This window comes from Fulvivirga lutea (assembly GCF_017068455.1).
In the GTDB taxonomy this organism is placed as follows: Bacteria; Bacteroidota; Bacteroidia; order Cytophagales; family Cyclobacteriaceae; genus Fulvivirga; species Fulvivirga lutea.
Genome location: NZ_CP070608.1, coordinates 2,289,445 through 2,313,299, shown reverse-complemented (window position 1 = coordinate 2,313,299; position 23,855 = coordinate 2,289,445). Strand labels below are relative to the sequence as shown.

19 protein-coding genes are annotated in these 23,855 nt (G+C 37.3%); 12 read left to right on the top strand and 7 right to left on the bottom strand.

Annotated features, from left to right (window positions below):
• Positions 1 to 18: 18 nt before the first annotated feature.
• Positions 19 to 2,412, bottom strand: coding sequence for an ABC transporter permease (locus JR347_RS10450; RefSeq protein ID WP_205720549.1), 2,394 nt, complete (start codon positions 2,410 to 2,412; stop codon positions 19 to 21).
• A gap of 146 nt (positions 2,413 to 2,558) precedes the next feature.
• On the opposite strand from JR347_RS10450, the gene JR347_RS10445 reads away from it, so the two are divergent.
• From JR347_RS10445 to JR347_RS10435, 3 genes are all read left to right on the top strand, one after another.
• Positions 2,559 to 3,557 carry a beta-ketoacyl-ACP synthase III gene (locus tag JR347_RS10445; RefSeq protein ID WP_205720548.1) on the top strand — a complete coding sequence of 333 codons (999 nt, stop codon included), beginning with the start codon at positions 2,559 to 2,561 and terminating at the stop codon, positions 3,555 to 3,557.
• Between the two features lie 50 nt (positions 3,558 to 3,607).
• Positions 3,608 to 3,832 (top strand): hypothetical protein, encoded by a 225-nt coding sequence (locus JR347_RS10440; protein WP_205720547.1) that lies wholly within the window; start codon positions 3,608 to 3,610, stop codon positions 3,830 to 3,832.
• A 68-nt stretch (positions 3,833 to 3,900) separates the two neighbouring features.
• On the top strand, positions 3,901 to 4,593 hold the full coding sequence (locus tag JR347_RS10435; RefSeq protein ID WP_205720546.1) for a hypothetical protein: 693 nt from the start codon (positions 3,901 to 3,903) through the stop codon (positions 4,591 to 4,593).
• A gap of 46 nt (positions 4,594 to 4,639) precedes the next feature.
• Here JR347_RS10435 and JR347_RS10430 read toward each other — a convergent pair whose 3' ends face one another.
• The 4 genes from JR347_RS10430 to JR347_RS10415 all read right to left on the bottom strand — a co-directional run bounded on the left by JR347_RS10430 (position 4,640) and on the right by JR347_RS10415 (position 14,395).
• On the bottom strand, positions 4,640 to 5,269 hold the full coding sequence (locus JR347_RS10430; protein ID WP_205720545.1) for a response regulator transcription factor: 630 nt from the start codon (positions 5,267 to 5,269) through the stop codon (positions 4,640 to 4,642).
• A gap of 12 nt (positions 5,270 to 5,281) precedes the next feature.
• Positions 5,282 to 8,233, bottom strand: a complete 2,952-nt coding sequence (locus tag JR347_RS10425) for a ligand-binding sensor domain-containing protein (protein ID WP_205720544.1) — start codon at positions 8,231 to 8,233, stop codon at positions 5,282 to 5,284.
• Between the two features lie 67 nt (positions 8,234 to 8,300).
• Positions 8,301 to 13,331: a putative type IX secretion system sortase PorU2 gene (gene porU2, locus JR347_RS10420; protein WP_205720543.1), complete on the bottom strand. Its 5,031-nt coding sequence runs from the start codon at positions 13,329 to 13,331 to the stop codon at positions 8,301 to 8,303.
• A complete protein-coding gene (locus tag JR347_RS10415) occupies positions 13,328 to 14,395 on the bottom strand; it encodes a putative type IX sorting system protein PorV2 (RefSeq protein ID WP_205720542.1) in 1,068 nt (355 codons plus the stop codon). The genes porU2 and JR347_RS10415 overlap by 4 nt, the downstream gene beginning before the upstream one ends.
• 277 nt (positions 14,396 to 14,672) lie before the next feature.
• On the opposite strand from JR347_RS10415, the gene JR347_RS10410 reads away from it, so the two are divergent.
• The 8 genes from JR347_RS10410 to JR347_RS10375 all read left to right on the top strand — a co-directional run bounded on the left by JR347_RS10410 (position 14,673) and on the right by JR347_RS10375 (position 22,308).
• Positions 14,673 to 15,011 carry a PadR family transcriptional regulator gene (locus JR347_RS10410; RefSeq protein WP_205720541.1) on the top strand — a complete coding sequence of 113 codons (339 nt, stop codon included), beginning with the start codon at positions 14,673 to 14,675 and terminating at the stop codon, positions 15,009 to 15,011.
• A 27-nt stretch (positions 15,012 to 15,038) separates the two neighbouring features.
• Positions 15,039 to 17,489 carry a PspC domain-containing protein gene (locus JR347_RS10405; protein ID WP_205720540.1) on the top strand — a complete coding sequence of 817 codons (2,451 nt, stop codon included), beginning with the start codon at positions 15,039 to 15,041 and terminating at the stop codon, positions 17,487 to 17,489.
• Positions 17,490 to 17,604: 115 nt separating this feature from the next.
• Positions 17,605 to 17,868, top strand: a complete 264-nt coding sequence (locus JR347_RS10400) for a hypothetical protein (RefSeq protein WP_205720539.1) — start codon at positions 17,605 to 17,607, stop codon at positions 17,866 to 17,868.
• A gap of 86 nt (positions 17,869 to 17,954) precedes the next feature.
• Positions 17,955 to 18,524, top strand: a complete 570-nt coding sequence (locus JR347_RS10395; RefSeq protein WP_205720538.1) for an RNA polymerase sigma factor — start codon at positions 17,955 to 17,957, stop codon at positions 18,522 to 18,524.
• 2 nt (positions 18,525 to 18,526) lie between these two features.
• Positions 18,527 to 19,300 (top strand): hypothetical protein, encoded by a 774-nt coding sequence (locus JR347_RS10390; RefSeq protein ID WP_205720537.1) that lies wholly within the window; start codon positions 18,527 to 18,529, stop codon positions 19,298 to 19,300.
• Positions 19,284 to 20,354, top strand: coding sequence for a hypothetical protein (locus JR347_RS10385; protein WP_205720536.1), 1,071 nt, complete (start codon positions 19,284 to 19,286; stop codon positions 20,352 to 20,354). The genes JR347_RS10390 and JR347_RS10385 overlap by 17 nt, the downstream gene beginning before the upstream one ends.
• 84 nt (positions 20,355 to 20,438) lie before the next feature.
• The gene (locus tag JR347_RS10380; protein WP_205720535.1) at positions 20,439 to 21,194 is read left to right on the top strand and encodes a hypothetical protein; all 756 of its coding nucleotides are present in this window, start codon (positions 20,439 to 20,441) and stop codon (positions 21,192 to 21,194) included.
• A 67-nt stretch (positions 21,195 to 21,261) separates the two neighbouring features.
• Positions 21,262 to 22,308 (top strand): ArsO family NAD(P)H-dependent flavin-containing monooxygenase, encoded by a 1,047-nt coding sequence (locus JR347_RS10375; protein ID WP_205720534.1) that lies wholly within the window; start codon positions 21,262 to 21,264, stop codon positions 22,306 to 22,308.
• 1 nt (position 22,309) lies between these two features.
• Here JR347_RS10375 and JR347_RS10370 read toward each other — a convergent pair whose 3' ends face one another.
• Complete coding sequence (locus JR347_RS10370) at positions 22,310 to 22,864, bottom strand: thioredoxin family protein (RefSeq protein WP_205720533.1); 555 nt, start codon at positions 22,862 to 22,864, stop codon at positions 22,310 to 22,312.
• Between the two features lie 67 nt (positions 22,865 to 22,931).
• Here JR347_RS10370 and JR347_RS10365 point away from each other — a divergent pair, with 67 nt between their 5' ends.
• Complete coding sequence (locus tag JR347_RS10365) at positions 22,932 to 23,426, top strand: metallophosphoesterase family protein (protein ID WP_205720532.1); 495 nt, start codon at positions 22,932 to 22,934, stop codon at positions 23,424 to 23,426.
• A gap of 50 nt (positions 23,427 to 23,476) precedes the next feature.
• Here the strand turns inward: JR347_RS10365 and JR347_RS10360 are convergent, their stop codons facing one another.
• The gene (locus JR347_RS10360; RefSeq protein WP_205723963.1) at positions 23,477 to 23,800 is read right to left on the bottom strand and encodes a hypothetical protein; all 324 of its coding nucleotides are present in this window, start codon (positions 23,798 to 23,800) and stop codon (positions 23,477 to 23,479) included.
• Positions 23,801 to 23,855: the final 55 nt, after the last annotated feature.

Sequence of the window (23,855 nt, the reverse complement as noted above, 5' to 3'; positions counted from 1 at the left end):
AAAGCACTGATTCACTAACTATTCGCTCCTCAAAGTATCCACCGGATTGCTAGATGCCGCTTTGTACGACTGATAAGACACAGTAAGCATTGCAATAAGCAAAAGTACTACACCCGCTGAAATATAAATCAGCGGATTCATTTCTACCTTATACGCAAAATTATTCAACCAATAGCCTAATGCGTACCATGCTAAGGGTATTGAAATAAGAAATGATACCAATACCAACTTGGCAAAATCCTTGGTCAATAAAGATATTATTCCCGTAACTGAAGCACCTAATACTTTCCTCACCCCTATTTCCTTCTTGCGCTGTTCAGTCATAAAAGAAGTTAAGCCTAAAAGTCCCATGCAGGCAATTAAAATGGCCAAACCTGAAAATGCCGATAACATTGTTCCTGTGTTATTTTCAGCTTGATATAAACTTTCCAGATTATCATCCAAAAAGGCATAATCAAATGGATAATCTGGAGCTATCTTTTTCCACTCTTGCTCTAATAGGGCGATGCTTTCATTTATTTTTCCACCTGCTAGTTTTACGGAAATGGTATAGGCATTTCTTGGGTCATGTCTCATAACCAATGGTTGTATTGGCTGGTGCAAAGACCGGTAATGAAAATCTTTTACTACACCCACAATCTTGCCCATCGGATGCCCATCTAGCGCTTTAATGTTAGTACCAATAGGATTGGCAATCATCAATTGTTTAGCAGCTGTTTCATTAATAAGATAGGCTTCTGCCGAGTCCGTTGCATATTCTCTCGAAATATTTCTTCCCTCTACTATCTCCAGGTCATACGTATCAACAAAATCATAATCAACAATCAGTGTGTTAATATTGAAGCTTTTGTCTTTATATTCAGGCATAGCATAAGACCAGTGTGAGTGAGCAAAACCAGGAACACCATTAGATCTAGTTACAGAAACAACCGGAGATAATTTTCTAAAATTATCCATCAGCACATCCATATTCTTAGCTACTACTGAGTTTGGATGAACATAGATAATCTGATCTTTATCGAAGCCTAAATCCTTATTGTTCAGATAATTCATTTGTTGAATCACCGTGAATGTTCCAATAATTAAGAATCCGGCTATCATAAATTGAAAAACGGTAAGAACTTTACGCAAAGTAGACTTACCTGCTCTTCCATCAGTGTCTTTTAAAACTTTAGCAGCTTCAAATGATGACAAATAGAAGGCAGGATAGCCACCTGCTACAATAGCAGTAATAACTCCGGCCACGAGCAACACAGCTAAAAACTTATAGTTATCTAAATAGCTACTTGATAATGAGAAACCCATGGTAGAATTAAACCAGGGAATTAATATCTCAAGAAAAATAAGGCTGGCAACTAAGGCTATTGAAGTAAGAATGAAAGTCTCTCCAAGAAACTGATAAACAAGTTGATGTTTCTGAGCACCCATCACTTTTCTAACACCTACTTCTTTCGCTCTTCGAAGGGCCCTTGCCGTTGAAAGGTTCATAAAATTGAAACATGCAATAATTAAAATGAACAGTGCAATCGCGCTGAAAATGTAAACAGTGTTTTTATCACCATTTGCTACATCCCCCTTTATACCTTGGGTAAAATGAATTTCATCTATAGGTTGTAACCAATCAGTAATCGCATCTGGGTTGAACGTTCTATTTCGAAGCTCAGTGAAATGTTTATCGATTTTAGCCTGAAACTGCTCAGGGTTTACTCCTTTCTCAAGCTTGAAATATGCAGTATAGTTCCAACTCTCCAGATCAGTCAGAAATTTATCCTTAGGAAAACCATATTGAGTCTGATATACATCGCCCAGTGTTTCGAATGGTATGATGTATGAAAATTGCAGGTGTGTATTGGCTGGCAAATCTTCAAAAACACCCGTAATATTTAAATCAAATTGATTGTCATAATTAATTATTTGGCCTATAGGGTCGGAATTAGGAAAAAACTTTTCGGCAATAGATGATGAAATTACGATTGAGTATGGCTGTGAAAGAACCTTATCAGCCTCACCTCTTAACAATTTAAAATTAAAAATTTCAAAAAAGTCCTGGTCCCCCAGTGATAAGTTTAAAGGCGGTAAATTTTCGTCACCTTTTTTAATAAGAGGCTCATCATCTAGCGTAGTATACCTTGAAGAATGGGTTATCTCTTCGAAATAATCATCCATGGCTGGTGTAAAACCGGGAGGTGTCCAGGTTTGCATTTGCAAAATGCCGCTATCATTCACACTCCTCGGAATGTATCTATACACATTTTTGTCGTGCATGTTCTCATAGCTTAGTTCAAATTGAATAAATAGTGCTATTAGAAAGCAACATGCCAGACCAATGGCTAGACCAAAAATATTTGTTATGCTAAATCCTAAGTACTTAAATAAATTACGAAAGGCAATTTTGAGGTAGTTCTTAATCATAATAATATGGTGTTAGACAATGTATAGACTACTGAAATTACTAATTGGTTGCTTAATAGGAAAATAAGATTAGCGAAATCCGGCAATGGGAGCCTAACAAACATTCGTTTAATTAGCTATATTTGGTTCTTTTAAAATTATCATAGATGAAGTATTCTAAAATTACAGGGTTAGGACATTATGTTCCTGAAAGAGTTGTAACCAATGACGAACTTTCTCAAATGATGGACACCAACAATGAGTGGATCATTGAGAGAACAGGTATTGAAGAACGTAGGTGGATTAATCCTGAAACTGATACTGTTGCTAACATGGCAGCTAAGGCTAGTAGAATGGCATTGGATCGTGCCGGTGTTAAAGCTGAAGAAATTGATTTTATTGTTTTTGCTACCATCACTTCTGATTATTATTTCCCAGGATCGGGTGTTTTGCTACAGCGAGAACTCGGATTGGAAAGCATTCCGGCAATGGATATTAAAAATGCCTGTTCTGGTTTTATATATGCCTTATCCACCGCTGACCAGTTCATAAAAAGTGGAATGTATAAAAAAGTGCTAGTAATAGGAGCTGAAATTCAGTCCACAGCCCTAGACTTAACAACAAGAGGTAGAGGTACAGCAGTAATTTTTGGTGACGGTGCTGGTGCGGCAATTCTGGAGCCTTCTGAAGAGCAAGGTATTCTGTCTACACACCTTCATTCCGATGGTAGATTTGCTGAGGAACTATATGTAAAAGACCCTGGAAGTAGCAGGCCTCACGAAGAAAGGCAGCCTGAACAAATTTTGGATACTTCGGGATTCAAAGTTTATATGAATGGCAACTTGGTTTTCAAACATGCCGTAGTTCGATTTATGGAGGTTATTAATGAAGCCTTGGAAGCCAATAAATTAAACAAAGAAGAAATTGATCTACTAGTGCCACATCAGGCCAACTTGAGAATAAGCAATTACATCCAGCAAAAGATGGAACTGCCAGATTCTAAAGTTTATAATAACATAATGAGATACGGTAATACTACTGCTGCTTCAATTCCAATAGCTATGAGTGAGGCATTTGAAGAAGGTAAAATAAACAAAGGAGACTTAATTTGTTTAGCTGCCTTTGGAAGTGGTTTTACATGGGCATCTGCATTAATAAGGTGGTAAAGTGGATATGAAGTTTGAAATTCCTATATTATGGAAACCAAATTTCATTAATGAAAACTACCAATTATAACCCCAGTAATTTAGAGGTTCAGTTTGCCAGAGCAATTGAAGATTTACAAGAACAAATTGAAAAGCATTTACCTGATAATGACATTATAAGTATAGAAAACCGAATTTCAGAGGATAATCCACTTGTGAAGTTCTATTTGCTTGATAAAGATGGTGATCCTCATGAAATGGTCATAAAAATCATTCAAACTCCTGATAAATTTTGAATTCACCCATTTTGGGTGATTATTATAAAGCTGTTTTGAGGCTATCTTAAAGCTTAAATTATCTAACTATGAAAAAATTACTCTTTTTAATAATTTGTATCCCTACATTGAGTTTTAGTCAAAGTGTTAGTGCCGTTACAGATACAAAAAGTGCCAACCCAGGTGAAGTGATTGATCAACTTCCACTGCCACCACCTAAATTAGAAGGTACATTTTACTTAAATGAAGATTGGGTTGAAGGAGATTTATGGCTGAAGAACCAGAAGGTTTTAAGAGGGTTCCCTTTAAAGTATGATTTAAAAAATCAATTGCTGGAGATAAAAACAGAATACGGCATTAAAGTATGTCAGTTACCACTAATTGAAAAATTCGTTATTAAACAACCGTTAAAAGATTCCATTCATTATTACAATACATCAGTCGTAAACAATATTACCTTTGATGTGCCTAAAGGGATTTGTGAGATTTTAGTGAATGACAAAGTTAAGGTTATCAAGTATCAATATATGGAAATAAAAGAAGCAACCTATAATGTAGCCTTAAGTGCCGGTGAAAGAAATGACAAGGTTTTAAAGAAGGATAAGCATTATGTTATAGTTAGGGATCAAGTTTTTGAGTTAAAAAATAAGGTAAAGAAAAACGATGAAGTATTTGGACAAAAAACTTCTGAAGTAGAAGCCTTTGCTAAGAAAAATAATTTAAAACTTAAAGATGATGCTGAAATAATAAAGGTCTTCGAATATTACAACAGTCTTATCTAAATGCTACCCAAGTAATAAGTAAAAAGCTGCCAATTGGCAGCTTTTTTTATATCAGCTTTTCTTTAGTAGCTTTTGCTATGGCCTCAGATTTACTATTTACCTGAAGCTTTGAATAGATATTCTTAATGTGCGACTTTGCTGTTTCTTTCGTTACAAAAAGTTCATCAGCAATCATGCTGTAACTTTTGCCTTTAGCAAGTAATTCTAGCACTTCAGTTTCACGAGGTGACAATGGTGAGTTTGGGTTCTTTTGAAAGGATGCAACAACCATTTTAGCAATCTTAGAACTCATTGGTGCTCCCCCATTTAAAACCTCATCAATGGCATCTAGCAACTCAGAATGATTCGTGTTTTTTGTAATATATCCAGAAGCACCAGAGACCAATGCCTGAAAAACCAAATCACTATTTTCATAGATAGTATTAACTATAAACTCAACATTAGGGTGATTCTTTTTCATAATTGAAATAGCCTCTATACCATTCATGCCTGGCAATTCTAAATCCATTAACACCACATCTGGGTTGTCAGATTTTATCTTTTTAATCGCGTCTTCAGCATTTGTGTAGGTATTTACAACATAGTAATTGCTAACACTATTAATAATCAGCGAAAAGCCATCTCTAACAGCATCATTATCTTCAACAATTACAATTCTTGACTTATAATAACTCATTTGTACATAATTTTAATTAACAACATTAACCTGAGTTCTGAATCTGATTTTTGTTCCTTTTTTATTACTTTCTACTTCTAACGAAGAATTAATTTCTTTAGCTCTATTTTTCATGCTTTTCATTCCCATGCCCTTTTTAGCACCTTCATCAATACCAGAACCATTGTCCTGTAAAGTGATTTCGAACTCTTCTCCATAATGATTTAAAATCAACTCAACTTTACTTGCGCCAGAGTGTTTCAACACGTTGGTCATGGCTTCTTTAAAAATTAAAACGAGTTGCCGACTCCACCCGCTGGGTAGTGGTATTTTTGCATCACCTAATCCATTGGCGCTGGCATAAAAATCCATTGGTGCCTTTTCAAAAAGGTCTTCACCAAAATCTTTGATGTATGTATAAATCTCGTTGAGTTCGTCACTATCAGGATCCATGGTCCAGATGAAATCTTTTGTACCTGAAAACAAACTATTCGTGTGTTTCTGAATATTGGAGAGTAACCCATCAATCTCCTCAGACTTACTCTTCAATTTTAGGTTGATAAGATTTACATACACCGAAATACTAGCCAATTGATTTCCAAGGTTATCGTGAAAATCTCTTGCCATTCTCTTACGCACTTTCTGCTGCTCCTCATTCCGAATCTTTTCAACTGTTAGAAACTTATTAAGCTTAATTCTAACACGATAATCATAAAAAGATTTAAACAGTGCAGCAAACGCAGTAATTACTACAACATAAAACCACCACCTCTGCCAAAATGGAGGTGTCACGGTAAATTTAAATACTGCCGGATTTGAAGACCAGATTCCATCGCTGTTAGAGGCAATCACTTCAAACTGATATTCATTAGGTTTTAAGTTGGTATATACAACCTCACGCCTGGTAGTGCTTTCTGACCATTTACCTCCTTCTAAACCTACAAGTCTATATTTATAAAGCACTTCTTCGGGGTTTCGAAGACTTGATCCAAAATATTCGATGACAATATTGTTATCTGAATAGTTCAGTTGAATAGTTTCCGGGATATTAAACCATGCATTCAACTTTACATCATAATCTTCAATACTATTATCCTCGTACACTAATTTAAAGTCTCTAATATATACTAAAGGTTCAGCCCTATTTACTTTTTCATTCTCAGCATTATATAGAAATACTCCTTTATCGTTCCCAAACCATACCTTATTCGCATCCTGCTTAAAAATTGCTCCGTATGTTGTTTGAAGATTACTAAATCCTTCTATTCGTCCGTATCGTTTTATTTTTTCAACATCTCCATCCTCATTCAATACAATACGATCAACACCCCGTTCATTCCCAATTAACAAGTCTCCATCCTGTTCAATAATACTGTAAATGAGATCTGAGCTGAGCCCATCAGACGTAGTAAAATAGTTTACTGAATCGTCAGCAACCCTGGCTATGCCATGACCTGAATAACCAATCCATAGCGCTCCATTGGTTGATTGAATGGCAGTATTTATCCTATTGCTGAATAATGACTGTGGCAAATCGAGATTTGTTAAGCTATTATTTTTAAAAACATGAAATCCGGAACGCGTTACAATTAATACCCCGTCATTCCCATAATCAGAAACACCCCATATCACATTGTCGGACAGCCCGTTGTTTTCATTAAAATTGATAAAGTTCTTACCGTCATATTTACTTAGTCCATTTACCGTACCTATCCATAAATTGGCATTTTTATCAACATACAGTAAACGTGTGGCATCATAAACCAAACCATCCTGAGTATTGTAATTAATAAAAGTATCATTTTGGGATTCATAGATACCAGAACTTCGGGAACCAAACCAAATAGTTCCATCAGCGGCAGTTACGCTACTGGTAATATAATTCAATGATTCGTTTTGGCTGACATCTACAAAATTTTGACCATCAAAATATGATAAGCCATTTCCAAATGATCCAAACCAAATATTATCTTCAGAATCTTCGGTTATAGTTATTATTGGAAGATTAGTTAAACCATGTTCTTTCCCATAGAACAAAAAAGATTCAGACGCTAGCTTATATAAGCCATCGCCATCAGAACCAAACCAAATTGTTCCTTCTCTATCCTCGAGTATCGATGAAATACCTTTGTCTGTTAAACCTTCCCTCAGCCCAAAAGTGCGCACCTGTCCTCTTTCTACCTTTATAGCTCCAGTAGCTGTAACCAACCAATATGTGGTTGAATCAATTAATTCGACAGATTTAACAAAAACATTATTAAGTGAAAGCTCGTGCGATCTACCATTTTGAGGTTCATATTTCAGCAATCCTTTGTTAGACCCAACCCAGAGTTCATTAATTGAATCTCGCTCGATAGAAAGTAGATACCCTTTAAATATAGAGTTATCTAATTGCAACGATGCCTTTGTATTTTCCAGCATGTACAAGCCTCTAATGGCAGAAACAAACCAAATATTGCCATTACTATCCTCATCAATGTCAATTATTCTGTCTGTAGGAATTAGGCCCTGAATATCTAAAATTGACAAGGAATCATTCAAATCAATTTTTCCCAAGCCTCCGCCAGGAGCTGAAAAATATATTTCCCCATTTGAAGATTCAAAGATTACATTAACGCTATTATCATTAGATCTGGCACTATCTAGTCTAAAATTTTTAATCTGAAAACCATCCAGCTTCGATATTCCTTCCGCAGTGGCTGCCCAAATATTGCCCCTCTTATCATTGAGAATATCGCGAACATAATTGCTTTCCAGGCCATTTTTTATGGTATAATTTTCAAAGGTAATTCCATTAAACTTTGAAAGGCCACCTCCTGCGGTTGCCAACCATAAATTCCCAAACTGATCTTCACAAATATCAGTAACTCTATCATGGGCCAGCCCATCACTAATATCGTAGTTAATGAAATTGTAGGACTGTGTTAGCCCTTCCAATTTTCCTACAACACTTAGAATCAATATGAAAGCGATTTTCTTAACCATTAACTTGGTGCCAACATCGGAAGATTTCAAAAGAGCATTCTCACCTATTTAGGGGGATTTGAGTTTATTATCGTAAAATATACAATTTACCAAATCCATTTTTAAATGCCTTGTCGGCTGATGTACTTCTTTGTTTTACTGCCTCACCGCCTTTTTTTATAAAAACGCGATAGAGATAAACTCCATTAGCCAATTGATCGCCAAACTCATCTCGACCATCCCAGGCATAATCAGTTAAGTTATTACCGATAAAAATTGGCCCGATTTCGTCTTGCGTAATTTCTCTTACTACTTTACCTGTCACTGTCATAATTTGTATGATGATCTCATTGGGTATGTCTGATCCTGTTAGCGTAAAAACAAATCGTGTGCTTGTAGAAAATGGGTTGGGATACGGATAAAAGTTGGTAACTGTTGACTCATTGATCACTTCGAAAGAAATTAAATAGGGCTCATCACCACTTGAATTACCGGCTTCATCCGTTGCCTCCACTCTTAACGTATAAGTTCCATCTTCGAGTCGATCAGGTCTATATTCCACCTTAAAATCTTCCTCATCTGTTGCTGCAGTCCAGCTGATCTTGTTTGATGAAAAAGGGACTCTGGTAAAATTGCAGGTTTCGCATTCCTTCTTAAGAAAAATCTGCATAGCTGTTGTATCAGAAACCTGAATGTATGGGTTTTCATCTTTCAACCTAATAGTTATTTGTGGAGTTGGAGAAACAATGTCACCATTGAGTATGTACCTGCCATCAAAAAGAACGTCTAACAAAGGATCGATCTCATCTTCTGCTACTATGATATTGCTTCTTAAATCAAGTATATTATTGTCGTAATACTGCTCAGGCTCAACTCTCGGGTTAACACTTATTTTATAATCATTCGTACCCACCTTACCACGCGTAACCACTGAAGTACTAAATGTTGTTGTGTCTCCGGGCTCAGGAGAAAAGATGTTAAAAGTATTCATTGTATTCTGACTAGATGACCTGGTAAATACCTCTTGCCTTACTTGCAATGAATCCAGAAATGAGTGTTTAGAAATATTTACAAATTTAAATTCTCGCTCTACAGGTTGGCCTTCTTGAACATTAAGCACATCGAAGTTTGGAGATTCAGCCACCAGAACACCTTCCGCCACCGGTGTATATAATACTTGCCATTTATCTATTAATGGTGGCGTAAGACCTTGTTCATCAGAATTATTAAATCGTAATCTTAGAAAAGGATAAGTGGAAGAATTGATTGTAGAAATATCTACCGGGAAGCTTGTTAATGATGAAAACAATACAGTCTCGTTGCGATCAAGGTCAACTCCTATGATATCTAAATTAAATGCATCTGATGGCTCGTTTGTAGCTTCAAACTGTACTGAATTCCAGCTATTTGCAGGTCCAATCAATCCAGATAAAATATTGCCTGACGATTGTACACCTGTAACGGTGAGGTTAACTAACAACTGCTGTTCAGAGACTGGAGTTTCAGTCGTTTTAAACTCAACGGCACTGCCAGCGACACTTCCTTTCTTGCCATAGAGGATGTAGGGTTCACCTACCTGAAGCGATGAAATTTCTGAAGATGAAGCACCAATTTCTTCTAATTTGGCAAGTACATTAGCCGACCATGACTGCGGCATAGGATCCCCAATAGTATATAACACTACACTATCACCTTCATTTACATTATCGATATAATCAACAATATCATCACTACCAGATTCTAATTCTGCAAAAGTAAAACTGTTTATGACCTGAGGTGTACGTCCGCAAGTACGATTATCCTGAAAAATGAGCGGTAAAGCAGCATAAGGTATCGCATCGTTTTTATTAAAGGCTATGAGATTTACAGTATTATCGCGACACCTCTTTTGGTTATCAATATTGTACTCCAGATTATTGATGCGAACCGAAACATCGGCAATTGTGGCTGTATCAGCCCCAAAAGTCAAAATACTTAAGTCTCTCACCGATTTTAGGTATTCTATAATTCCCTCTGTTTCATCTACCTCTAAGCCGTTGAATATATTATCTTTAATCTGTGGGAATTCAGTTTGAGACCACCCTTCCTGCCCCTGATCTATGAAAATGAACGAACTCTGTACCCATTCATCGCTCTCTCCACTTTGGGTATTGGAGAATTTTGTCCGCCAATAATATACTAGACTATCATTTGCTGGTGTGTTGGGTAGTAACTCTGTTACCCAGCGTGCCAATAGTTTTGTATTAATGGTGGTAGTTTTTAAAAACGGACTGTCAAAATTTGCAGAGGTGTCGAGCTGAAAAAGAAAGTCTCGTGTACCTTCAATTAAATCAGACGATTGAGCAATTAATTCAACAGGCTGTTCATTTACGATAGAATAATTAATTGGATAAAGATTACTTGTTCCAAACAAAGGAATAAAAGCATCGATAGAAGTTGAGTTATTTGTTTCATCTAATTCGGGAATAGAAAAATCGCTATCTAATTGGACTGAAAATGTATTATTCCCAAATCCATTTTCCCCGTTATTTTTGATACAAAACACAAGTGTATCCAAGTACTTTACCCTTGGAAAAATCGAATCGTAATTGATAATACTGTTATTTGATAATGTGCGGTTGATAGTAACTCTAAGGGAATCATTTCGGGTTCTTCCGTAATTCCTTACGGTTAGTTTAACTGCAAATGAATCCAAACTTGAAGTAAGTACTTCATTATTGAAGGCTTCTACACTAATGTCATTTTCTGTAATTGCGTAATCAGGTACTTCAGGGCCGAAAAGTTTAACTGCAGGGTCGCCCAAGAGCACCATTTGCTGTACCTGGGTTATGTTATTGTCAGTAATTGCACTGGTTTCCATATATGTACGAGCAACTTCTTGTTGTACTTCAGCAATGGGCTTACTCACAAACACTGAATCTCCATAACCTACTTCATAAAAAAAGTCGGAATACCTTCTAAGGCTACCTGTAAACCCAAAAGAACTGTGTGCAATGAATCCCAATGCGCCTTTATTCTCTGCCAATACCCAATCCTCACCAAAAGTTATTGTAGAGTTAAAAAACTGACCTGCATTACAGCCATTAATTAAAAAAAAAGGATATCTGCCTGCGTTATTATACCCAAGCACAGGATCTGTAACAAAGCCTATATCAATATCAATAATACCAGGGGCACTATGGCCGTAAAAGGTGATCAAATTCAACCCTTTATTCACTTCATCAGCCACGTTGATAAGCTCCACAGTACTCCCTGAAGTTTTGGCGATAGTTTGTACTTCACCTCCAAGAAATTCAGCTTCCGCAACATCTTTAAAGCCATCCATAAAAGTTCTAAAATTCACCAATTCGAATTCTGAGATGCCACCACTTAAATGCAATATGTTTTTGCGCCATAGATTGTCGAATGGCGTAGACTCCATTTCCACCATTTTATTCAAATAATTCATCACCTGATCAGAGCTTCTGGCGGGCAACCTTCCTACTGGTACTGCGGGTTCATACTGTGTGCCTCCCAACCCCGCAGTAAAGGCAATGTCAGAGCCAGGGTTACCAGCTGCTGGTACCAAATCTCTAATTTGATAGTTTATACCAGATTGTGTGATATTGATGACACCTGCAGGATTACGGTAAAAATTAAGTGACGGCCCTAATCCTTTGCCAATGATAAAAAGGAATTCAGGATTACCATTATCCACCATAAAGCGCATAAAATCGTAAATGGCTAACGGACTGCTTATACCATAATTAAACTGATTATAAAGCATTTGAATTTCAACTACCAATGTATCATAATCACCGCCAGCTGTGGAAGCGCGATATCCTGCAAATGATTTAACAGGATTAGAAGAACCTGATGCAGGCTGCATCAATCTTTTGTGGCTAATAATCAAATAATCATGATTAGCGGCATTAATATCCCTGAAATTAGATCTACTTATTATTGGAGTGTTAAAAGTTGCACCATTGGCCCAAATTCTTCTTTCAGACAGTGTTCCATTAACAATTGCACTGACTCCGCCACTTATACTATTACTACCAATTCTAACGACATTATTAACATCAGTCACATCATATAACTGTGTTTGGGCAGGAGTATTAGAAATCTCAATATATGTTTTGTTAGACACCTGAGCTGGAAGAATAAATAGCTCATTTGGAGCCGAATTCATATCGAACTGTCGTGGGTAATCCAGCTTTAAATAAGAAGTACTTATTAAATCATTACCACCTGAAACACCTAAGGCTGAAACCCTAACAGTTAGCGTTCCACTGGCAGAAATATCCGTCCAAAGTAAATTAGAAGTGAATAATTGGTTATTATAATTTTCAAATTGAATAGTACCCACATTACGTAAAGAAGATGCGTTAGGCCCTACACTAATACTCACATTATGCGATAAATTATCCCTGCCCACAAGTAAAACCTCCAACCTTGGCACTCCATCACTAAGCACCTGATCAACAATACCAGAAAGCACGAAATCAGCATTTTGATTTTCCTGAATTGCTGTACTGGTCCAGCCCTCACCAATATCGAAATAAGTGTATCTGGTAAACTCTTCCGCTGAATATCCCTGGCCCGGTGAATAGGCAGTAGCATTAATCTGCAATATTTCCTCATTCTCCGATGTAAGAGCAGGTAGACCGCCTGTATTATTCTCTGAATAAGAGGTCATTCTCTTACCATTTACTGGTGTGAGGTTATAAGTTAGAAAGTAGGAAGATGTATCTGTATAGATGCTGTAATACGTATGCGGCTGTGAGCTCTCAGGTTGATAAAGCCGAGAGTCATTTTCACCATCATTGGCCACACCGAAAAACTCTATATAATCAGTCGTATTAAATACGGCATCGCCCTGACCATTTACAAAAATGGCTTGCTCTTCACCTTTGTAAAAGAGTTGTAAGCGCCTTGGGTCTACCGTAGATACTGGAAAGCCGGCATTTTGCAAGTCAGCGAATGACAGCCTATAAATCCCATCTTCAGCCAGCGATACTCGATAGTACGATTTATTAAAATCTATCCACTCAAAGCCATACGATTGACCAAAAACATTTACCCAGCTAACCAGACAAAAAACTAATAGTACTCCTCGCCACCACATCCTTTCAATCATTTATCAAATGAGGCTTTTAGTGAGAAAACATGACTATATAACGAGGCTGACTGATCTCCAATATCGGTTAAAGCATAATCCAGTTGAACTTGTTTTATTTTTACTCCTAAGCCAAAATTTGGCTGAACTGTTGTGTACGTTGACCCATCAAAACTTTTAATCTCTTGAATATTGCCCGCACCAAAACGTATGAAAAATGTTTTTAAGTAATCAAATTCAAGCCCTAAACTTGGATCTAAAGAAACAACCTCTGACTTAAGTAACACATTTCGCTTGCCATCAAACGTATTGGCTAAATCTAGAGAAGCCAGCAGGCCGAACTTGGTTTTTATTTTCTGATACCTGGCTATCCCGATTATCATTTTAGGTAAAGTTACTTCAATTGAGTTTTCAGGTATTTCATTGCCAGTTTGCAAATAAACATCTTCGACCAAAGTTGTATTATGATTCCAGGCATTGAACGTACCTGTTACGTCTCTAAACATTAAACCAAATTGCCAGCTTTTAACTTTCAGTTGAGCACCTACATCTAACCCAAAGCCCCAGGCTGTAGCAAAATCACCCGCCACACGATGAATCACCTTAAAATTTCCGCCCACTTTAAGTCCATCTAAAAAGTTAAGCCTCCTGGCGTAAGAAATTAAGAAAGCGTAATCAGCCGCTGAGAAAAATCGAATGTTATCATAATTAATCGCTCCGTTAGCATCATATAAGAAACGGGTATCTGGAATATCATCTACGGCAAATCGTATTATTGATACGGCCAAAGAACTCGAAGTATCAATTTTAGTCGCAAAACCTGCGTAATCATACTTGGCAATTCCTGCAAAATATTCTGCGTGCATTAGAGAACCCTGATAAGTTGAAGATAAATCAACCAGGCCTGCAGGGTTCCAATAGCCTGCCGTAACATCGTCTGCAATGGCGGTTTGTGAACCAAACATTCCCAATGCCCGCGCTCCTACCCCTATAGACAAAAATTCGTTACTGTATTTCGGTGTGCGCTGAGCCTCTGCTACAGCACCAATTAAAAGGAATGCTATTATGATTATAAATTGCCTCAAATTACTGGTCTAAGTATCCTGTAAATATATTGAATGCCTGCCCGAATTAAATACCCGTTTAGGGTAATTCTTTCAATTTATTCGGGCGGAAGGAATAAGGTAAACCATCCAATTAGAGTATTTAATTGATTTATTTTTATTTTTTATTATACTAAAATATGAATATTCCATACAAGCTAATATTTTTTGCTTAGTACTTGGCCATACATAGTACTTTTCCGTATACACTAACCAAAGGTCAAAAACTCAGCCTTCGGGCTTACAAAAAAATAACTATATGAACCTGGAAAATACACAAGTACAAATGCGGAAAGGTATTCTGGAGTATTGCATACTAAACATCATTTCGAGAGGTGAAGTATATGCTTCAGATATGTTGGAAGAATTAACATCTGTTAAAATTATGGTGGTTGAAGGCACTTTGTACCCATTACTCACCAGATTGCGCAAAGCAGGATTGGTAGAATATAAATGGGTAGAATCAACCGGAGGGCCGCCTCGTAAATACTACACCTTAACGAATGAGGGTAATGATTTCTTAAAAAACTTAGATAATACATGGAAAGACCTGGTGGAGTCAACGAAGAAGATTAAAGCTTCTAAAAAAAGTAAATAAGGCCACCACTCAAAAATTATATCAGACATGAAAAAGAATATAAGTATAAATATAAGCGGAATCATTTTTCACATTGAAGAAGATGCCTTTGATCAGCTAAAGGATTATTTGGATAGCATCAACAGATACTTTTCTTCCTTTAATGATAGCCAGGAGATTATCTCAGATATTGAAGGTAGGATTGCCGAAATCTTCCTTTCGAAGCTGAATGATGATAAGCAGGTTATTACTCTGGAAGATGTTGAAAGTCTGAAATCTACTATGGGTAGCATCAAAGATTTTCAATCCATAGAAGAAGATTTCGCAGAGGAAACAGCAGAAGATCAACATTCAGGTGGCAGAAGCTTTGAAGATAACACCTCAAAGAAATTGTATCGCGATGAAAAGAGAAAACTACTTGCAGGTTTATGTGCTGGAATCGCCCACTATTTTAATGTAGACCCACTATGGGTAAGGTTACTCTTCTTTATCATTCTAATTGGAACAGGCGGTATTTTAATTCCTGTCTATTTAGTAATGTGGGCTGTAGTACCAGGAAATAAAGAATTACCTGGTAATAAAACGCTTAAAAAGATGTTTCGCGATGGTGAGTCAAAAGTGATTGCCGGTGTTGCATCTGGTGTAGCTAATTATTTTGGTGTGGATGTGGTCATAGTCCGTGTGATTTTTGTGATATCACTTCTTGTTGGTGGCTTTGGATTTCTTACCTACATCCTACTCTGGATAGTTTTACCAGAAGCTAAGAGCGTAAGTGATAAAGTTCAAATGAAGGGCGATCCGGTAACACTTTCAAACATTGAAAGCAATATCAAGCAAAACTTGAATGTAAAGGAAGATGAAGACGAAAGTATTTTTGTAAAACTTCTTCTATTCCCTTTCCGTTTGGTGGCGCTAATTATTGAAGCAATCGGAAAGATTCTTGGTCCATTTGCCAGACTTTTTGTAGACATGGTAAGGATCATCATTGGAGCAGTACTAGTCTTCACGGGTATCGTTTCAATAATTTCATTGGTAATTGCACTTGGAGCCATAATTGGCGTCTTTAGTTCTGATCTGGCGGATATTTCATTCTTCCATATGGGTGATTTAGGTGTACCGCTAGAGGCTATGACAAATGGCATACCCGGCTGGACAATTGCAGCTGCCGTGGCTGCTTCAGTTATACCATTCTTCTTCATGATATTACTGGGTTCGTCAATAATTGCTCGAAGAATAACGTTCAGTTCTAACACAGGCTGGACACTATTTGCAGCATTTGTTGTGAGTTTAATTGTGCTAGCTATTAATGTACCGATGATCGCTTTCAATTTTAGTGAAGAGGGTGAATATAAAAAGATTGAAACTTACGATCTGGCTTCTAAAACCGCTGTATTGAAGTTAAACCGAGATGGTTATGACAAATACCACATGACAAATCTGAAAATCCGAGGCCATGCCGGACCGGAATACAGATTAGAGCAGGTATTTGAGTCTCAAGGCAGATCTAGATCTGATGCTGAGGAAAACGCGAGAATGGTGAAGTATAATGTAGAGCAGCGCGATTCTCTGTTGTATTTCGATTCAAACTTTAGGTTTGAAAGACATGCATCTTTCAGAGCTCAAAGATTAAACATGACATTATATGTTCCATATGGGGCCAAATTTATGATGGATGAAGATTTAAGATACATCCTTGAAAACACAATTTACAGACATGGCTATAGGATTTCAGATATGGAAAATAACATATGGACATTTAGTCCATCTGGGTTAGAATGCCTCACTTGTTCAAACTATTCAAATAGAGAAAAAGAAGAAGATTATTCAGATTCTGAAGAGGAAGAGGAAACTGTTGTATCCACTTCACCTAATTACTCCGATAGGGATTACGACAAATCGTTCAGGCTAGATCCATTTGATAGACTGGAAGTAGAGGGCGCTTATACCATGTACATTGAAAAAAGTAGCGACTATGGTGTTTACCTTGTAGGACCGGACGATTTAGTGGAAAGAATTCGGGTAGATCAGGATGGTGAAGATGTACTCATCACAATACTTGATTACAATGAGGATTTCAACATCACGCTGGATCGTGATGCTGTGAAAATAATTGTAAAAACTCCTGGTTTAACCAATTTGGAAGTAACAGGCGCTACACAAGCCTATATGAGCAATTTCAATCTTAAGAGACTAAAAATCGACTTGTTGGGAGCTTCATCACTTAAAGCAGACATACTGGTGGATGATTTAGAAATTGAACTTACAGGCGCCTCAGAGCTAGATATCACTGGTAGAGGCAATTACATGAAGGCCGATGCTATGGGTGCATCTAATATTGATGCATTCGGTTTCAAGGTTAAAGACGCTAAACTTGAGGCTGAAGGTGTAAGTAGTATCAAAGCGTATGTCACTGATAATGTGACCATGGAGGAGTCATTCATTAGTAGGATAAAAGTGAGAGGTGGAGCAAAGGTGAACGGAGATATAGATCGGTTCTAAAAAATTCAATAACAACAATTTCTAAGGGTTGCAGAATGTAATAATGGTCAAATTACATTTTGCAACCTTTTTCATTTGAACCAGATGCAAGAATATCATTATATTCGCAGTTACTATGGATAAGGGTATTTTAGATAGAACAGCACTCGCAAAGACTCTTGAAGATCTTGCTAAAAAACATCTGGAGAATCTTGAAGCCGAAGCCTTACAAGCCACAGAAGAATATCCTGAAATTCATGATCACTTGAAAGAAACATCCAGAAGGTTGAAATTAGCCAAATTGAGGGAACTTATGGATGATCATCAGACCCACTTGGCATTTAGGCTTACAGTTAGAAACATAGTTAAAGACCTTTTAAAAGAAGAGACAAAAGGTTAAATCCACTTCATTATCATTTTTATATTTTATTTTAAAGTCGATGCAACCTTGTCCGGTTAGTATGCATCTTCCGTATAGAAACTTAAATGAAGCTGAAAATTCACCGTACAGAAGAAGAGTTATTAATTCAGGGCTGCCGCAAGTTTGAAAGACAGGCGCAGCATGAATTATATCAGAAGTATGCACCAAAGATGCATGCCATCTGCTTGCGCTATGTGAAGGATCACAGCGAAGCAGAAGATGTGACTATTCAGTCTTTTGTTAAGATTTTTAAAAAAATCGATCAGTTTAAAGGGGAAGGAAGCTTTGAAGGTTGGATAAGGAGAATTGTTGTAAATGAATCGCTTGGCTTTTTAAGAAAGAACAAGAGCATGTATCTGGAAGTAGATATTGAAGCTGCCGATAAAGAGCCGGATTACAATTCATTAGACTCAACCCTGGAGGCGGAAGATTTATTAAAGTTAGTGCAGCAGCTACCTGTGGGTTATAGAACGGTATTTAACCTGTACGCCATTGAGGGCTATAGCCATCAGGAAATTGCAGAGGAATTAGGTATATCCGAAAACACTTCCAAATCACAATTGAGCAGAGCGCGAGCTTTATTACAGAAAAAACTGCTTGAAACAGAAGCGGTTCTTAAAAACAAAATTAACTAGCTATGAGCAACAAAGATTTAGATAGCTTATTTAAAAATAAACTTGAAGATTACGAAAAGCAACCTTCAAAGCATTTGTGGTCTGCTATTGACGCACAATTACCTGAGAAAAACAAGAAGCCTAGCTATTGGCTACTGGGTATTGCGGCCAGTTTATTATTACTATTTGGGGTGGGTATTGGTTTTTACATTAGCCACACTGAAATCGAGCAAAATGAACACCAGCTGACTAATAAAACTGAGAGTACTAACAAAACAGAAATAATAGAGCAGCCAAAAAAAGAGGTCCCATTAATAACTTCAGATAATGACGTGCTTGCATTGAATGAGTCTGACGAAAAGACAGCAGAAAAGACTATCCAAACAAAGCAAAAAAAGGTTGTCACTAACTCATCAAAGAAAACAGTACGCGTTGAAAAAAATGATGAGAAACCAATTACTGAAGAGAAAGTTGATGAAATAAAACCTCTGCCTTTGGAAGTAACCTCTGAAAAAAATATTGAACAATTAGATGTATCCAATGCAACCACTGTGGCTAATAAAGCATCTGAAAAGCAGGACGTAAGCAACACAATCGTTTTTGATATAAAAGAGTTTACTAAGGAGAATACGGCAGTGTTAGCTTCGGCAAATGAAGAAAAGAAAGAAAGTAAATTGAAACAACTATTTAATATAGCAAAGGACATTAAAGAAGGCGAAAGTGGACTAAGCGATCTACGTGAAGCTAAGAATGATCTTTTTGCGCTGAACTCGAGGAAAAATGAAAAGGGAAGATAGCATGTTCAGGTTCACCAGCATACTAATTATATTTTTTGTGTTGATAGGGCAAACTGCCTTTGGTCAAAACAAGCCCGACACTTTAATTATCAATGCCGGTCAGAGCAAGCTCATCTTTATCATCAACTCGCCTGAAGATTTGAAAGAGTTTGAAAAATACGACCTGAACGCAGTATTGAAAAATTTGAAGCTGAAGCTGACTTCAGACTCCGTATTGGTTTCGGAAAATACAAACGAGGCTATTAAAAAAGATACTACTGTTGTGGTGGCTGATAATGAATGGCGCGAACAGGATAATGATGATGATAGGTGGAGAAACAAAGAAGATGACAGCTGGCGAGGTGATTACAGCAGTACCAGCAAAGTAAAAAAACGTGGGGCAGGTTCAACAAGGCACTTAATCAACTTCGATCTTGGAACTAATAATTACCTGAGTGATGGAAAATTCCCTGAAGAATCTGATGCGCAATATGCTGTCAGGCCTTGGGGCTCATGGTATGTAGGCATCAATTCAATATATCAAACCAATGTTAAGGGAAGGTTTTATATTGAATGGGGACCTGGTATTAGCTGGTATAATTTCAAATTTCAGGATGACAGAACCAGAATTACCGAAGTTGATGGCGTTACAACTTTTATTCAGGACCCAGATCTGACACGAGATTATAAGAAAAGTAAGCTAACCGCTTCATTCATCAACTTTACAGCTGTTCCTATGTTCCAATTTGGACAGAAAAGAGAACGTAGATCATCCAATTTCTCCAGCTTAAGTAATTGGAATAAGATTAACATCGGCAGATCGTACGGAGGCTTTAGAATGGGTGTTGGAGGATATGCTGGATTTAGATTAGGAAGTCATTCAAAAGTAAAGTTAGAGGGAGGTGACAAGGATAAAGAAAGAGACAACTTTAACCTGAACAACTTTAGGTACGGTGTTAGGGTACAGATGGGATTTCGCGGAACAGACTTGTTTTTTAACTATGATATGAACGAACTATTTACTGAAGATAAAGGGCCCAAACTAAATGCCTTCAGTTTTGGTATAATCTTATAAATCAATAACAACAAACTATAAATAACAACTCATAGCTGAAGAGCTAAACAGGAAAATTATGTCAAATTCAAAACTCAAAATGAAATGAAAACTATTAAACTTTTAACACTTGCTTTTTTATCAGTGCTATTCATAACGCCTGTTATGGCACAAGATGATAATGACAACGACAAATGGCGTAAGAAAAACTTAGGCACACATCACGATTTTTCTATTGACCTGGGTATAAACAACTGGCTGGAAGATGGGGAATTTCCAAATGATGACAATGCACTTTATGCTGTTAGACCATGGGGCTCTTGGTATGTTGGGCTAAATGCGTTGAATGATACACATATTTCAGGACCGCTGCATCTGGAATGGGGTGTAGGTGTAAGTTGGTACAACTGGAAATTTGAAAATGAGGCTACCAGGTTAGAAGAAGGTGATGATTTCGTCATCTTCAGCGAAGCACCTGAAGAAGTGGATGCTAAAAAAAGTAAACTCACTGCCGCTTATTTAAATGCGAGCTTAGTACCCGTGCTAAAGTTAGGTGGTGGAAAAAGAACAAGGAATCACAGATGGGGTAACTTCGAACCGTTCGAAAACAAAGGTGGATTTAGAATAGGTGCTGGTGGCTATGCAGGTTATAAACTGGCAAGCTATACAAAAACTGTGGTTGACGATAGAAATCGCGATAAAGACCATGACGGCTTTTATCTTAACAATCTACGCTATGGTGTACGAGTTCAGCTTGGCTTTAGAGGTGTAGACTTTTTTGCTAATTATGACTTAAATGAAGTTTTTGTAGAAAACAAAGGTCCAGAATTAAATGCGTTTAGCTTTGGTGTGATTCTTTAACATATTTCAAATACAATCTAAGCCCGGCTATGTTTGATGAACAGGCTGGGCTTTGTATTATTGTTCGATGCAAAACGAGTTTGACGTAATTGTTATAGGCGGAGGACAGAGCGGATTAGCCGTTGCCTACTATTTAAGAAGAACTAATTTCAATTATGTCATTCTAGATGAGCAATCTAGTCCGGGAGGAGCCTGGCTTAATACTTGGGATTCATTGAAACTCTTCTCCCCTGCTGAACATAGCTCGTTGCCTGGCTGGCTAATGCCTAAAGACTCAACGGAATATCCTCATAAAAATCATGTGATCAATTACCTTACACAGTATGAGAAGCGTTATAAGCTACATGTCCATCGGGGAGTTGAAGTACAAGGCGTTACGAGAAGTAACAACTTATTTCATGTGTCATCAAACAAAGGTAATTATACCTGCAAAGCACTTGTAAGTGCTACTGGAACATGGAAAAAGCCCTTTATTCCAAATTATCCTGATATAGAGAAGTTTAAGGGTATTCAAATTCATTCAGCTAATTACAAATCGCCAGAGCTATTTAAAGATAAAAGGGTGTTGATTGTTGGAGGAGGAAACTCAGCAGCTCAAATTCTTGCAGAAGTATCAAAAGTAACCACAACCAAATGGGTGACTCTCAAAGAACCAAAATTCTTACCCGATGAAGTGGATGGCAGGTATTTATTTGAATTCGCTACTAAACAGTACAAAGCCAAACTAGAGGGAAAAGAAATTCAACCGGCTGGTTCTTTAGGCGATGTAGTGATGGTAGATACAGTGAAAGAAGCGCGAGAAAGAAATGTTTTAAATGCTGTAAGACCATTTACCTCTTTTTTTGAGTTTGGCGTTCAATGGAAAGATGGTACTAAAGAAGAATTTGATGCTGTTATCTGGTGCACTGGTTTCAAAGCTTCATTAGATCATTTAGCAGGATTGGGAATAGATACAGAAACCCGTATAAAAACCAATCAAACAAAGGCCGTTGAATATCCGGGCTTATGGCTGGTGGGTTATGGCAGCTGGACAGGTTTTGCATCCGCTACGCTCATTGGCGTGGGTAGAACTGCCAGAAGAACGGTTGAAGAAATTGCCGAATACTTAAAATAGGCTATCGCCATTTAATATTACACCCCTGACTTGGTATCTGATGATCACTTATAGGATTTCCTTTTAAATAATCATCCAATGCCCCACGTAAATCAGCACCTGTCAAAGGCTTTCCATTACCTGGGCGACTATCATCCAACTGGCCTCTGTATATGAGCTCCATTGCCTTATTGAAAACGTAGAAATCGGGGGTGCAGGCTGCATCGTACGCTCTGGCAACCGCCTGTGTCTCATCATAAAGGTATGGAAATGGATAACCCCACTTTTTTGCTTCTTCACGCATTAATTCAGGACTATCTTCCGGATAGTTCTCCACATCATTGGATGAAATAGCGATAAACTTTATTCCCTCAGGAATATAATCCTCAGCAAGCCTTACTAACTCTTCCTGAATGTGTTTTACATAGGGACAATGGTTGCATATAAACATGATTACCGTTGCAGTATCTGACTTTAACTCATCGAGGGTGAGTTCTTTCTCAGATACAACGTCAAACAATGTGAAGTTGGGTGCCTTGGTGCCCAAGGGCAGCATTGTGGAAGCAGTAAGTGCCATAGTTTCTAGTTAATCAAATCAAAATTAAGCAATAGCAATCCTGCAAAAAAGTTACCTTGGTAGTAATATGAAAATAGGCCTTTTATCAGATACACATGGACACCTGGATGATCGGGTTTTTCACCATTTTAAGGAGTGCGATGAGATTTGGCATGCCGGAGATATTGGCACAATAGAGGTACTTGAAAAATTGGAAGCGTTTAAGCCTACTAGAGCCGTATTTGGCAATATTGATGGTCAAAAGATACGAAGTGCTACCTCTGAAGATTTATGGTTCAACTGTGATGGACTAACTGTTTGGATAACCCACATTGGCGGCTATCCTCCAAAATACAATCGCAGAACCAAAGAAATATTAAAGACTAAATCTCCTGACCTATTTATTTGTGGCCATTCCCACATTTTAAAAGTAATCAAAGACCCTAATCATAATCTCTTACACATGAACCCGGGTGCAGCAGGCATTCAGGGCTTTCATAAAGTAAAAACCCTCATGAGGTTTGATATCGAACAAAAAGAAATTAAAAATTTGCAGGTTATTGAACTCGGAAAAAGAGCATAAAAAAACCTCAGGATATCCTGAGGTTCACAAATAGTATATAAACTTAAAACTTAGTCTTCTTTCTTTTTCTTAGGTGCAGCTTTTTTCTTAGGAGTAGCCTCTTTCTTTTCAGCTTTAGGCTCTTCTTTCTTTTTGTCAGCTTTTGGTGCAGCTTCTTTCTTAGCCTTAGGAGCTTTTTCTTCAGCTACTTCTTCTTTTGCCTCCTCTTTTTTGGCAGCTGTTTTCTTACCACCTTTCGCAAATTCTTCTTTTATCTTCTCCACGTCCACATTTTTCAATGTAGGCTTTGCATTCAATCGTTGAATATTTGCGTTTCTAACTTTAGCTCTTACTTTATTTCTTTTTGCTTTTCTCTTTAATCTAGTAACTGCCATTTCAGTATTATTTTTATCAAAACAGGCTGCAAAGCTAAAAGATTAATTGAAAATA

Excerpts from the sequence above, each read along its gene's own strand:
- JR347_RS10450 (WP_205720549.1), bottom strand. The coding sequence starts at position 2,412 with ATGATTAAGAACTACCTCAAAATTGCCTTTCGTAATTTATTTAAGTAC.
- JR347_RS10445 (WP_205720548.1), top strand. The coding sequence starts at position 2,559 with ATGAAGTATTCTAAAATTACAGGGTTAGGACATTATGTTCCTGAAAGA.
- JR347_RS10440 (WP_205720547.1), top strand. The coding sequence starts at position 3,608 with ATGAAAACTACCAATTATAACCCCAGTAATTTAGAGGTTCAGTTTGCC.
- JR347_RS10435 (WP_205720546.1), top strand. The coding sequence starts at position 3,901 with ATGAAAAAATTACTCTTTTTAATAATTTGTATCCCTACATTGAGTTTT.
- JR347_RS10430 (WP_205720545.1), bottom strand. The coding sequence starts at position 5,269 with ATGAGTTATTATAAGTCAAGAATTGTAATTGTTGAAGATAATGATGCT.
- JR347_RS10425 (WP_205720544.1), bottom strand. The coding sequence starts at position 8,233 with ATGGTTAAGAAAATCGCTTTCATATTGATTCTAAGTGTTGTAGGAAAA.
- porU2 (WP_205720543.1), bottom strand. The coding sequence starts at position 13,331 with ATGATTGAAAGGATGTGGTGGCGAGGAGTACTATTAGTTTTTTGTCTG.
- JR347_RS10410 (WP_205720541.1), top strand. The coding sequence starts at position 14,673 with ATGAACCTGGAAAATACACAAGTACAAATGCGGAAAGGTATTCTGGAG.
- JR347_RS10405 (WP_205720540.1), top strand. The coding sequence starts at position 15,039 with ATGAAAAAGAATATAAGTATAAATATAAGCGGAATCATTTTTCACATT.
- JR347_RS10400 (WP_205720539.1), top strand. The coding sequence starts at position 17,605 with ATGGATAAGGGTATTTTAGATAGAACAGCACTCGCAAAGACTCTTGAA.
- JR347_RS10395 (WP_205720538.1), top strand. The coding sequence starts at position 17,955 with ATGAAGCTGAAAATTCACCGTACAGAAGAAGAGTTATTAATTCAGGGC.
- JR347_RS10390 (WP_205720537.1), top strand. The coding sequence starts at position 18,527 with ATGAGCAACAAAGATTTAGATAGCTTATTTAAAAATAAACTTGAAGAT.
- JR347_RS10385 (WP_205720536.1), top strand. The coding sequence starts at position 19,284 with ATGAAAAGGGAAGATAGCATGTTCAGGTTCACCAGCATACTAATTATA.
- JR347_RS10380 (WP_205720535.1), top strand. The coding sequence starts at position 20,439 with ATGAAAACTATTAAACTTTTAACACTTGCTTTTTTATCAGTGCTATTC.
- JR347_RS10375 (WP_205720534.1), top strand. The coding sequence starts at position 21,262 with ATGCAAAACGAGTTTGACGTAATTGTTATAGGCGGAGGACAGAGCGGA.
- JR347_RS10370 (WP_205720533.1), bottom strand. The coding sequence starts at position 22,864 with ATGGCACTTACTGCTTCCACAATGCTGCCCTTGGGCACCAAGGCACCC.
- JR347_RS10365 (WP_205720532.1), top strand. The coding sequence starts at position 22,932 with ATGAAAATAGGCCTTTTATCAGATACACATGGACACCTGGATGATCGG.
- JR347_RS10360 (WP_205723963.1), bottom strand. The coding sequence starts at position 23,800 with ATGGCAGTTACTAGATTAAAGAGAAAAGCAAAAAGAAATAAAGTAAGA.